The organism is Kribbella sp. NPDC054772, assembly GCF_053611945.1.
Window position 1 is genome coordinate 331,990 of the sequence record NZ_JBSHBJ010000003.1, and the last position, 12,158, is coordinate 344,147.

The following is a 12,158-nucleotide window of genomic DNA, read 5'->3' on the forward strand; positions in this document are numbered from 1 at the left end:
ATAGTGAGCTAAGCTCAGTAATGTCCGAACTGCCCATCGGAAGGATCTGCATGTCACAGATGTCCGGGCTTCCGGGCGGGGGAGGCGGCGGTGGTCGGGCGATGCGCTCGCTGCTGAAGGACTCCTCCGTCCGGCATCACAAACTGTCCGCGGGCACCCTGCGCCGAATCCTCGGCTTCGCCCGCCCGTACCGCGGCTATCTGGCCGCCTTCCTCGTTCTCGTCGCGCTCGACGCCGGCACCGGAGCCGTCACGCCGCTGCTGTTCCGCGCGATCATCGACAAAGGCATCGTCCCGGGCCATGCCCAGGTCGTCGTCTGGCTCGCCCTCGTCGTCGCCGTGCTCGCCCTCGCGAACAGCGCGATCACCCTGGCCGAGCGCTGGTTCTCGGCCCGGATCGGTGAAGGTCTCGTCTACGACCTGCGGACCGCGGTCTTCGACCATGTCCAGCAACTCCCGGTCGCGTTCTTCAGCCGTACCCAGACCGGTGCTCTGATCCAGCGGCTGAACGGCGATGTCCTCGGCGCCCAGCAGGCGTTCACCTCGACGCTGTCCAACGTCGTCAGCAACCTGCTCAGCGTCGCCCTCGTGCTCGGCGCGATGTTCGTGATGTCCTGGCAGATCACGCTCCTCGCCCTCGTCGTCCTCCCGCTCTTCGTGATCCCGGCCCGGCTGCTCGCCGGGAAGTTGCGCGAGGCAACGGCTGAGACCTACAAGCTGAACGCCACGATGGCGCAGACGATGGCCGAGCGCTTCAACGTCGCCGGCGCCGTGCTCGCCAAGGTGTTCGGCCGTACCCAGGACTCCTCGAAGGACTTCGCCGGCAAGGCCGCCCGGGTCCGCGACATCGGCGTCACCACCGCCATGTACGCGAGTGTCTTCCGCGTCTCGCTCACGTTGGTCGCCGCTCTCGCGGTCGCCCTGGTGTACGGCGTCGGCGGTGTGTTCGCCGTCGAGGGAGCGCTCGGGATCGGTACGGTCGTCGCGCTCACGGCGTACCTGAACCGGCTGTACGGGCCGTTGACCGCGCTGTCCAACATCCAGGTCGACGTGATGACGACGCTGGTCAGCTTCGAGCGGGTGCTCGAGGTGCTCGACCTGCCGCCGATGGTTGCCGATCGTGAGGATGCGAAGAAGCTCCCGCCGACCGCGGAGCCGTCGATCGAGTTCGATCACGTGTCGTTCCACTACCCGTCCGCCGCGGAGGTGTCGCTCGCCTCGCTGGAGTCGGTCGCGACGCTGTCGGCCGAGACCGGGGAAGAGGTTCTCAAGGACGTCACGTTCACCGTCGAACCCGGCCAGATGGTCGCCGTCGTCGGCCCGTCCGGTGCCGGCAAGTCGACGCTGTCGTCGCTGGTCTCCCGGATGTACGACGCCACGGGTGGAGCCGTCCTGATCGGCGGTCACGACGTCCGGGAAGTCACCCAGAGCTCGCTGCGCGCGGCGATCGGTGTGGTCACGCAGGACTCGCACATGTACCACGACACGATCCGTGCGAACCTGCTGCTCGCCCGACCCGACGCCACCGACGCGGACCTACGCGAGGCTCTGGAAGCGGCTCAGATCGCGGCTCTCGTCGACAGCCTGCCCGACGGTCTCGACACCGTGGTGGGCGATCGCGGGTACCGGTTGTCCGGCGGCGAACGGCAGCGCCTCGCCATCGCCCGGCTGCTGCTCAAGTCGCCGTCGATCGTGATCCTCGACGAGGCCACCGCGCACCTGGACTCCGAGTCCGAGGCCGCCGTACAGACCGCCCTCGCGAACGCACTCGTCGGCCGTACGTCGCTGGTCATCGCGCACCGCCTGTCCACGATCCGCAACGCCGACGTCATCCTGGTCCTCAACGAGGGCCGTATCCACGAGCGCGGCACGCACGAACAGCTCCTCGCGCACGGCGGCCTGTACGCCGATCTGTACGCGACCCAGTTCACCAAGGCCGCCTGACCGATCGCTGGACCCCCGCTCGCGCCACAGTGGTCGGCGGGGGAGGATCTTCCTCATGAGAGATCGGATGACTGCGGCCGCCACCGAGCTGACGTACGACGCTCCCGCGGCGAACTGGCTCGAGGCGTTGCCGGTGGGGAACGGGCGGATCGGGGCGATGTGCTTCGGCGGACCCCGGCAGGACCGGATCGCCCTGAACGACGAGACCTGCTGGTCCGGCAGTCCGGAGACCATGCGCCGGCTCGCCACCCCGCTCGGCGCGGTCGGAGCCGATGCGGTCGATCGTGTGCGGGCAGCCGTTGCGGCGGGCGACGTACGGACGGCTGAGGAGCTCGCGCACGGGTTCCAGAGTGGGTACTCGCAGGCGTACCTCCCGCTCGGTGACCTGGTCCTCGACTTCCAGCTCGACGGCGAGGTCACGCAGTACCGGCGGCGACTCGACCTCGATGAGGCGGTGGCTCGCGTGGAGTACGAGGTGGCTGGGGTCGCGGTCTGGCAGGAGGTGTTCGTGAGCGCGCCGGCGCAGGCATTGGTCCTACGTCTGGGCGCCTCGCAGCCGCTCACCGTGACGCTCCGCCTCAGCTCGCAACTCCGCGGCGATACCGAAGCCGTCGGCGACAACGGGCTTGCGCTGCTCGCGGTCTGCCCGTCGTCCGTCGCGCCACCGCACGGCAACGTCGACGAACCGATCCAGTACTCCGACGGTGACGACCGCGGCATGAGTGCGGCGGTCGTCCTGCGCGCGCAGACGGACGGCGTACTCGAGCCGACCGACGAAGCGCTGACGATCACGAACGCCACCGACGTACTCGTGGCGCTGTCCACTGCTACCGGCTACGTGGACCCGCACACGACCCCGACCAAGACGCCGGCCGAGTGCCGCGATGCGGCCGACGCCATCTTGCAGAACGCCCTCACGAAAACGCCGGAAGCCCTTCGGCAAGAACACGTCGACGACTACCAGGCGTTGTTCCGCCGCTCGATCCTCATGCTGCCGTCGACCGTGGAGCTGAGCACCGACCGCCGCCTCACGCAGGCAGGCGACGACCCCGGCCTCGCCGCGCTGATCTACAACTTCGGCCGCTACCTGATGATCGCCAGTTCCCGTCCCGGCGGCCTGCCCACCAATCTGCAGGGGATCTGGAACGAGCACCTCCAGCCGCCGTGGAGCTCCAACTACACGGTCAACATCAACACCGAGATGAACTACTGGCCCGCCGAGACCACGTCACTATCGGAGTGCCACGAGCCGCTCCTGCGGTACGTCGGCGAGCTCGCCCGCGCGGGCCGCCGTACCGCGGAGGTCCTGTACGGCGCGAACGGGTGGACCGCCCATCACAACGCCGATGCCTGGTGCTGGACCGCTCCGGTCGACGGCAACCCGAAGTGGTCGAACTGGCCGATGGCGGGCGTGTGGTTGTGCCGTCACCTCTGGGACCACTACGCGTTCACCGGCGACCGCGACTACCTCCGCGACGCCTGGCCGGTACTGCGGGGCGCCGCCGAGTTCTGTCTCGACTGGTTGGTCGAACTCCCGGACGGCTCCCTCGGCACCGCGCCGTCGACCTCGCCCGAGAACGAGTACATCGCCGCCGACGGCCAACCGGCCTCGGTCACCACCTCGTCGACGATGGACCTCGCCCTGATCGCCGACCTCTTCGACCGTTGCGGCCAGACCGCGGCCGAGCTCGGCCTCGCCGACCCGCTGATCGACGACCTCGCCGCCGGGCGCAAGCGGATCCCGGACCCGAAGGTCGGCAGCCAGGGCCAGCTGCAGGAATGGCTCGAGGACCTGCCCGAAGCTGAGCCGCTGCACCGTCACACGTCGCACCTGTTCGGCCTGCACCCGGGCGACCAGATCACCCCGGACGGTACGCCGGAACTCGCGGCGGCCGCGGCCCGCACTCTCGAGCTGCGCGGTGAGAAGAGCACCGGCTGGTCGCTCGCCTGGCGGATCTCGCTCTGGGCGCGGCTCCGCGACGGTGCCGCCGCGCACCGCCTGGTCCGCGAGCTGCTCACCCCGGCCGGGGATTCGGGCACGGATTACGTCGGTGACGGTTCCGGCCTGTATCCGAACCTGTTCTGCGCGCACCCGCCGTTCCAGATCGACGGCAACTTCGGCGCCACCGCGGGGATCGCCGAGATGCTCCTGCAGAGCCACGCGGGCGAACTCGAGATCTTCCCCGCGCTGCCGGCCGCCTGGCCGGAGGGCGCGATCACGGGCCTACGGGCGCGTGGCGGTGTCGCGGTCGACCTCGCGTGGTCCAGCGCGGCCGCGAACGCCGTCCTCACGGCTGATCGCGACACCACGGTCGTGCTGCGGCACGGGGATCGCCGCGAGGAGGTGTCTCTGACCGCCGGGGTCCCGCACACCTGGACAATTGCTGGATGAGCTTCGTCATCGGGGTCGACATCGGAACCGGCAGTACGAAGGCTGTGCTGAGCACGCTGGACGGGGAGGTCGTGGCGGTCGCCCGTCGCGACCACGCCCCGAGCCTGCCGCAGCCGGGCTGGGCCGAGATGGATCCCGAACGCGACTGGTGGGGCGACGTCACTGAAGTACTCACCGAGCTGACGAGCACACCGAGAGACGTTGCCGCGGTGTGCGTCTCGGGACTCGGGCCGTGCGTCGTCCAGACCGACGACGACCTGCGCCCCCGCCGACCGGCGATCCTGTACGGCGTCGACACCCGATCGACCCGGGAGATCGCCGAGATCACCGAGCAGCTCGGCGCGGAGGCGATCCTCGAACGCTGCGGCAAGGACCTGTCCAGCCAGGCGATCGGCCCGAAGCTCGCGTGGTTGCGCCGCGAGGCCGGCGCGGCGTGGCGCCCGCAGGACCGCTGGTTCAGCGCGCATTCGTACGTCGTGGCGCGGCTGACCGGCGAGTGGATCCTCGATCACCACACCGCCAGCCAATGCGACCCGTTCTACGACATCCACCGCCAGGACTGGGCGACGGACTGGGTCGAGGCGGTCCTGCCCGGCCTCGCGCTGCCGCGGTTGGTGTGGCCGTCCGAACAGGTCGGCGTAGTTGGAGAAACGGCCGCCGCGGCAACGGGCCTCACTGTCGGTACGCCGGTCGTCGCGGGGACCGTCGATGCCTGGGCCGAGGCGTTCAGCGTCGGCGTACGACGTCCTGGCGATCTGATGGTGATGTACGGCTCGACGATGTTCTTCGTCCAGGTGCTCGAGGCACCGACCAGCGTGCGCGGTCTGTGGACGGCCTCCGGTGTCGAGCCCGGATCGCACACGCTGGCTGCCGGTATGGCGACGTCCGGGACGGTCACCACCTGGCTGCAGGAGCTCACCGGCGGTGCGCCGTTCGACACGTTGCTGCGCGAAGCGGCCGCTGTCCCGGCCGGTAGTGAGGGGCTGGTTCTGCTGCCGTACTTCAGCGGTGAACGAACCCCGATCTACGACCCGCTCGCGCGCGGTGTGATCGCCGGCCTGACGCTGCGCCACGGTCGCGGTCACCTGCTGCGCGCGGCGTACGAGGGGATCGCTTGTGGTGTCCGGCAGATCCTCGACATCTTCGGACCGGCCGACCGGATCGTTGCCGTCGGCGGCGGAACGCAGGGCGGCCTCTGGACCCAGATCGTCAGCGACGTCGCCGGCATCTCCCAAACCGTGCCAAAGCAGACGATCGGCGCCGCGTACGGCGATGCGCTACTGGCCGCCATCGGGATCGGAGCCGTCCCACCGAGTACTGACTGGACCAGACCACATCACGTCGTCACGCCCGATCCTTCGATCGCGGCGACGTACGACGGACTGTTCCAGACCTACACCGAGCTCTACCCCGCCACGCGAGACCAGATCCACCGGCTCGCCGAGTCCGTGGAGTAAGAGAGGTTCACTCCAGGTCGCGAACGTGGAGCACGGCGCCGCTCTCGACGTCGCGGTTCATCAGGGACCAGATGGCGCGGGCCACCGATTCGGGTGTCGCAAGCTTGCCCTGGGCAGCCATCTCGCGAAAGCGGGTCGACTCCGGCACCTGTTCGGGACTCGACGCTCGCAGTTCGGCCTGCATGTCGGTGTCGACCGAACCGGGGGCCACCGAGACCACCCGGCAGCTCAGGCTGCGGCGCTGTTGCTCCAGCCCGACCGTGCGTACCCATTGGTCGATGGCGGCCTTGGCCGCGCAGTAGCTCGATTCGCCTTCGTGTGGTCGTTTCGCCGCGCCCGACGACACCATGATCAGGTGCTTCTCGAAGTCCCCGCCGGCGACCGCGTTCAGGAACGAGTGTCCTAGCACCTGAGCGGCGGCCGAGTTCAGCAGCACGTTACGGGTGTATTGCTCGGTGTCGACACGGTCCGCCGGGCCGAGCGGTGTGAGTGTCCCGGCGTTGTGGATGAACACCACCAGGTCCGGGGCGCCGGCTTCGATCCGTTGCCGGAAGTCCTTCTCGACCATCGGCCACGCGTCGGGTGAGGCCAGATCCACCGCGACATGGTTGGCGCCGGGGGTTCCGCCCCGGCGCGAGATGTCGATCAGTTCCGCGTTCTCGAACGGGACTGTCGCGGCGAGTGCCGCCCCCAGTCCGGCCGAGGCCCCCGAGATCCAGACCAGGGCACGGCGCAACGGATTCATTGCTTGCCCTCCCCCGAGTGCAGGCAAAAATCCAAGCGTCATGCAGTTCCCCCCTGCCGACCCACCCGTCCCCCTCGCAAGCAGAGCGTACGACGGGAAACGCCGTAGACGAAGGCCTGTCGGGGTTTTTGATCAGGTGTTGACGCTCGGCCTATCAGTGAATACTCAGCCGATTCACAGCGAGTTTGTTGCTCAGGGCTCCTACTGTACGGAACAGCGTCGGCCGGTGACGGTTCGCAGCCAGGTCCGCCGTGCCGGCGAGTGTCGTGCTGAGAGCCGGCTGAGAGAGCGTGGCCCACGCGGAGCGGCCGCGGTGAGGTCCGCGGCCGCTCGGGCGTTCCGGTTCAGGACTCGTTGTCGTCGTTCTGACCGCCGAGGTTGTCCAGCTGGTCCTTGGCGAAGTCCTTGCCCTGGTCGATCTGGTCGCCGTGCTCGCCACCGGTCTTCTCGTTGACGAACTCGCCGGCCTTGTCCAGACCTTCGTCCACCTGGTCGCCGTGCTCGCGCGCCAGGTCGCCGGCCTTGTCCTTCATGTTGTCGAACATGCCCATCGTTTTTTCCCCGTTCCGTCGATGGTTGCCTTCCACTACCTAGGCGCCATTACCCGATCGCCCGGATTCCACACCGGTCCGCGCGGAGATTCATCCGGCAAACGGATTCCGGTCCGCTTGCAGGGCGGGAAGGACGCTGCCGGCGAAGGTTCCGTACAGGTGCCGCTGGAACATCGGCCCGAAGCTGATCCGGGCGACGCCGCGCGCCGTGTAGTCGGCGAGCGAGTTGGCGCCCTGCCCGTAGCCGACGTTCACGGGACCGGTGATCTCCTTCACCAGCGTGCCGATCAGGTCGAGATCACCGACACCGATCGGATACACACAGTCGGCACCCGCGGCGAGGTAGCGGGTGGCACGATCGAGTGCGGTCCGTAGCTGTTCCTCCGGCGTACCGGCCTGGCGGACGAAGGCGTCGATCCGGGCGTTGATCACCAGCGCGTCGCCCGCCGCGGCACGGACCGCGGCCAGGAAGTCGGCCTGTTCGGACGGATCGACCATCGCACCGGTCGACGGCTCGGAGTCCTCGAGGTTGAGGCCGACGGCGCCGGAGGCGAGGAACCGCTCGACGAGTTCGGCCGGTGCCAGCCGGTAACCGCGTTCGAAGTCGACGGTGACCGGCACTGCCACCGAGCGCGCGATCTGGGTCGCGGCGGTGAGTACCTCGTCGACGGGCGCGTGCTCGCCGTCGTCGTACCCGAGGACGGCCGCGGTGGCGTTGCTGCTCGTTGCCACGGCAGGGAATCCGGCGGCCTCGATCAGCCGGCCCGAGGCCGCGTCCCAGGCGTTCGGGACCACGAGTGGTGTTCCGGGGACATGCAGTCGCCGCAGGGTAGTTGCCAAAGACATCAAGATCTCCGATGGATCAACGGCAGCCCGAAGGCTGGGAACAAAGACGGTTGGTGGAACGCGAGCACCGCCGAGATCCCGGCATCGGCAAGGGTCAACACCTTGATCGAGTGCGCGTGGAACAAGTCGTCGGTGCCGCGGATGTACAGCGCGAACGCGGGCTGACCGTTCGCCGAGGTCTCGACGAGCACCCGCCGGTCCGGCCCGGACCGCAGTTTCGAGTCCAGCAGCCGCAGTACGTCGGTGCGCCCGCTGAACCAGGTCGGGATCGGCGGCATCTCCCAGCGCGCGTCCTTGGTGAACAGTCCTTCCAGGACGACGAGATCCTTACTCTCCATCGCCGCCTGGAACTGGTCGAGCAAGGCGCGCCGGAGCGGCTCGTGCGGCTCGCTCAGCTCGTCCTCCCGCGGTTGCCGCCGGGCCAGCTCGGCGCGGGCTCGCTGCAGCGAGCTGTTTACCGCGGCGGTCGTTGTGTCGAGCAACGAGGCGACGTCCGCGGCGGGCCAGGTGAGCACCTCGCGCAGGATCAGTACGGCGCGTTGCCGCGGCGGGAGGTGTTGCATTGCAGCGACCATCGCGAGTCGCAGGCTCTCCCGGTCGCCGACCACCGTGGCCGGGTCGGCCCCGAGCAGCTGGTCCGGGAACGGCTCCAGCCAGGGCACCTCCAGGGCCTGGGCGTGCAGCTCGTCCGGATCGTTGCCCGGGGCACCCAGCGCTGACGGGACCACCCGTCGGCTGCTGTGCTGCAGGAGGTTCAGGCACACGTTGGTGGCGATCCGGTACAGCCAGGTCCGGACCGTCGAACGGTGCTCGAAGTCCGCGTGGCCGCGCCAGGCGCGCAGGTACGTTTCCTGGACCGCGTCCTCGGCGTCGTGCAGCGAGCCGAGCATCCGGTAGCAGTGCGCGACCAGCTCACCCCGGTGCTGCGCGAACTCCTCCTCGAGATTCATCCGGCTCCCTCCACCGCCTTAGCTGCGACCGATTCGACCGGACCGCTCGTCCGCCGACGCGCCGCGATTCCCAGACCCGACACCGCCCCGAGCAACGACAGTACGCCGCCACCCGCCAGCGCCCGGCTGAATCCGTCACCGGTGTAACCGCCGGCCGCCGTGAACACCGATCCAAGAACCGCGACGCCGGCGGCGCCGCCGAGCTGCCGGTTCATGCTGTACAGACCGGACGCGATGCCGACGGCTTCGCGCGGAAGTGCAGCCATCGCGGCACTCTGGGCCGCCGGCATCGCCAGCGAGATCCCGCAGCCGGTGATCACCAGCGGCGCGATGAGTTCCCAGTAGTGATCGGCGCCGCGGCTCACCCAAAACATCCCGCCGGTCTGCAGCGCCATCCCGATCACGACCAGCGGACGTTCGCCTATGCGGTCGACCAGCCGGCCGGCGATCGGCCCGACCACGAACAGCGTCGCCGTCCACGGCAACAGTTGCAGACCGGCCTTGAACGGTCCCGATCCGAGCATCGCCTGCATGTACTGCGAGAGGAAGAAGACCGCACTGATCAGTGCCGCGCTCAGGAAGAAACCGGCCGAGTTCGCAGCGGTGAACGTCCGGTTCCGGAAGAACCCGAGCGGCACCATCGCGTGGTCGGTCCGTCGCTCCCAGAACCCGAAGGCAGCCAGCAGCACCACCCCGGCCGCGAACGCACCGAGTACTTCGGCACTCGTCCAACCGGCCGACTCACCCCGCACCGTGCCCCACACCAGCCCGAGTACGGCGAGACTGATCAGCACCGCACCGACCAGATCGAGCCGCCGCGCCGGCCCGGTGCTCTCCGGGACCTTCGTCAGCACCAGCGCGATCGCGACCACGCCGATCGGCACGTTGATCCAGAAGATCCACTGCCAGGACAGCCCTTCGGTCACCGCACCACCGATCAGTGGCCCACCGAGGACGGCGATCCCGGTCACGCCGCTGAACACGCCGATCGCCTGACCGCGCCGCTCCGGCGGGAACGCCGCCCCGAGCAGGCTCATCGCCAGCGGCATCACCATCGCCGCGCCGATACCCTGCACGGCGCGCGCCGCGATCAGGAACGGCAGCGACGTGGCCAGCGCGCAGGCGATCGACGACGCGGTGAACAGTGCCAGTCCGGCCGCATAGGTACGCCGTCGGCCCAGGCGGTCGCCGATCGCGGCGGCCGTCATCAGAAGCATCGCGAAACTCAGGCCGTAGGCGTTGACCGTCCACTCCAGCTGCTCGGCGGATGCGCCGAGGTCAGTGCGGATCGTGGTCAGCGCCGCGGCCACCACCAGGGTGTCCAGCGCCACCATCACCGATCCGAGGGAGGTCAGCCCCAGAACCCATCGTTGTTGACTCGTCGTTCGTCCAGAGGATTGCTTCACACCTCTACAGACCAGCGGGAGGTGCCGAACTCATCGGTGCGATGAGTACGAATTTCAGCGCTCGGGACGTGCCTCGACCTGCATCAGCGTCTGCTGCCCGACAGCGACCAGCGTGCGGCGCTCGGCGACCACCCCGAACACGTCCAGCCGGCAGATCGTCAGCGTTCGGCCGGGCTTGATCACGGTCCCGACCGCCTCCAGCCGCTCGCCCTCGGCCGGGGCGAGCAGGTTGATCTTGAACTCGACCGTGAGCACCGTCGTACCGGCCGGGAACAGCGTGAAGGCGGCGTACCCGCCGGCGCTGTCGGCGATCGAACTGGTCGCGCCGGCGTGGAAGTAGCCGTGCTGCTGCGTCACCTCGGGCCGGCTCGGCAGCACGATGTGCACCTCACCCGGGGCGATGTGCGAGATCCGCGCCCCGAGGTGTTCCATCAGCCCTTGACGGTCGAAACTTGCCTGCACCCGGTCCCGTACGTCGGCGGTGGCCTCCTCCATGCGGGGAGCGTACCGGGCGTCAGGCCAGCGGGATCATCGCCGCGGCCGGGAGTGTCGGCGTACCGGAGCCGCCGTCGGGTTCGACGGTGAGTCCGAACGCGGTCATCCCGGTTGTCGAACCGTCGATGACCTTGGTCAGGTCGCCGGCGGCCAGGCCGACCGAATGGGCGGTCTTGTCCGGGTCGATCATCCACAGCTGCCAGGTCCGGTCGTGCGGGAGCTTCGGGAGATCCTTCAGGACGACGACCGACTTGTTCGCCGCCGAGGACAGTACGACCGTGGCCTGACCGCCACCCTCGACGCCGCCGTGCACGGTCCGGGCATCGGGCTGGGTGAGGACGGCCGCGATCTGCTGGTTGGCCTGCTCGACAGCGGCCCGGTCCCGGTACTGGTCGACCGCGACACCGCCCGCGGCCGCGACCACCACGGCCGCCGCTGCCAGCGTGAGTAGTGAGCGCCGGCTGAAGCGACGGATCTTCGGCGCGGAGCCAGGGACCTGGGGTGGCAGTTGCCGAACGTTCTCGATGGCTGCCATCACGTTCGCCTTCAATGCAGGCGGAGGCGGGGTCGAGACCTGGGTGGCCAGCTTGACCGCGGCGGCACGGAGTTCGGCGACCTCGGCGGTGCAGAACGTGCACTCGGTGAGGTGCGCCTCGAAGCGCGTCCGCTCGACGTCCGGCAACGCGTCGAGGACGTAAGGACCGGCGAGAGTGTGGACGTCGGGTTCCGTCATGACTGATGCCCCTTTGTCGTTCCGAGGCAGTCGCGGAGGCGGATCAGGCCGTCACGCATTCTCGCCTTGATGGTCGGGAGCTTGGCGCCGAGTTGTTGTGCCACCTCTGGGTACGTGTAGCCGTTGTAGTACGCGAGCTCGATGGATTCCCGTTGCAGGTCGGTGAGGGTGCCGAGGCAGCGGCGTACTTGCTCGGCTTCGAGACGGGTGCTGACGGTGTCGGCGACCTGGTCGAACGCGACGTCGGCGGACCGGGCGCCGACGAGTTCGGTGCGGTCGGCCGCGGACTGTTCGGAGCGCACCCGGTCGACGGCGCGGCGGTGCGCGATGGTGAGGATCCACGAGTGCGCGGAGCCGCGGTCGGCGTCGTACCTGGTGGCGGTGCGCCAGACGTCGAGCATGACCTCCTGGGTGACCTCTTCGGACTGCGCGGGGTTGCGGAGGATCCGCCGTACCAGGCCGAACACCCAGGGCGAGACGCGGTCGTAGAGGGCACTGAAGGCGGCGGTGTCACCCGTCGCCGTCAGCACCAGCAGATCGCCGTCCGAGACCGCGGCGGGAGGCCGACGCCGAACCCGGCGGCCGGGGAAGCCCGGTCGTGCGTTGAAAGGGACCATTACCGTGGCCACAAAACCGTGGA

General features: G+C 69.0%; 11 protein-coding genes. 3 read left to right on the plus strand and 8 right to left on the minus strand.

What is annotated here, in order from left to right:
- Positions 1-50: 50 nt before the first annotated feature.
- Genes ACWGID_RS07110 through ACWGID_RS07120 form a run of 3 tightly spaced genes read left to right on the plus strand, consistent with a single transcriptional unit; the run spans position 51 to position 5,792 of the window.
- Positions 51-1,943, plus strand: a complete 1,893-nt coding sequence (locus ACWGID_RS07110; RefSeq protein ID WP_452195278.1) for an ABC transporter ATP-binding protein — start codon at positions 51-53, stop codon at positions 1,941-1,943.
- Between the two features lie 55 nt (positions 1,944-1,998).
- A complete protein-coding gene (locus ACWGID_RS07115) occupies positions 1,999-4,335 on the plus strand; it encodes a glycoside hydrolase family 95 protein (protein ID WP_452195280.1) in 2,337 nt (778 codons plus the stop codon).
- The gene (locus ACWGID_RS07120; protein ID WP_452195281.1) at positions 4,332-5,792 is read left to right on the plus strand and encodes an FGGY-family carbohydrate kinase; all 1,461 of its coding nucleotides are present in this window, start codon (positions 4,332-4,334) and stop codon (positions 5,790-5,792) included. The genes ACWGID_RS07115 and ACWGID_RS07120 overlap by 4 nt, the downstream gene beginning before the upstream one ends.
- Before the next feature lie 7 nt (positions 5,793-5,799).
- On the opposite strand, the gene ACWGID_RS07125 is transcribed toward ACWGID_RS07120, so the two are convergent.
- From ACWGID_RS07125 to ACWGID_RS07160, 8 genes are all read right to left on the minus strand, one after another.
- Positions 5,800-6,537, minus strand: a complete 738-nt coding sequence (locus ACWGID_RS07125) for an SDR family NAD(P)-dependent oxidoreductase (RefSeq protein WP_452195283.1) — start codon at positions 6,535-6,537, stop codon at positions 5,800-5,802.
- A 344-nt stretch (positions 6,538-6,881) separates the two neighbouring features.
- Entirely contained in the window at positions 6,882-7,088 is a 207-nt protein-coding gene (locus tag ACWGID_RS07130; RefSeq protein ID WP_452195284.1) for an antitoxin, read from the minus strand.
- Between the two features lie 90 nt (positions 7,089-7,178).
- The gene (locus tag ACWGID_RS07135) at positions 7,179-7,934 is read right to left on the minus strand and encodes an isocitrate lyase/PEP mutase family protein (protein ID WP_452195285.1); all 756 of its coding nucleotides are present in this window, start codon (positions 7,932-7,934) and stop codon (positions 7,179-7,181) included.
- Complete coding sequence (locus ACWGID_RS07140; RefSeq protein ID WP_452195287.1) at positions 7,934-8,884, minus strand: sigma-70 family RNA polymerase sigma factor; 951 nt, start codon at positions 8,882-8,884, stop codon at positions 7,934-7,936. Before ACWGID_RS07140 ends, ACWGID_RS07135 begins: the two co-directional genes overlap by 1 nt.
- The gene (locus tag ACWGID_RS07145; protein WP_452195289.1) at positions 8,881-10,218 is read right to left on the minus strand and encodes a DHA2 family efflux MFS transporter permease subunit; all 1,338 of its coding nucleotides are present in this window, start codon (positions 10,216-10,218) and stop codon (positions 8,881-8,883) included. The genes ACWGID_RS07140 and ACWGID_RS07145 overlap by 4 nt, the downstream gene beginning before the upstream one ends.
- Before the next feature lie 126 nt (positions 10,219-10,344).
- Positions 10,345-10,785 carry a PaaI family thioesterase gene (locus ACWGID_RS07150; RefSeq protein ID WP_452195290.1) on the minus strand — a complete coding sequence of 147 codons (441 nt, stop codon included), beginning with the start codon at positions 10,783-10,785 and terminating at the stop codon, positions 10,345-10,347.
- Positions 10,786-10,804: 19 nt separating this feature from the next.
- Positions 10,805-11,518, minus strand: coding sequence for an anti-sigma factor (locus ACWGID_RS07155; RefSeq protein WP_452195292.1), 714 nt, complete (start codon positions 11,516-11,518; stop codon positions 10,805-10,807).
- Positions 11,515-12,135, minus strand: coding sequence for a sigma-70 family RNA polymerase sigma factor (locus ACWGID_RS07160; protein ID WP_452195611.1), 621 nt, complete (start codon positions 12,133-12,135; stop codon positions 11,515-11,517). Before ACWGID_RS07160 ends, ACWGID_RS07155 begins: the two co-directional genes overlap by 4 nt.
- Between the last annotated feature and the right edge of the window lie 23 nt (positions 12,136-12,158).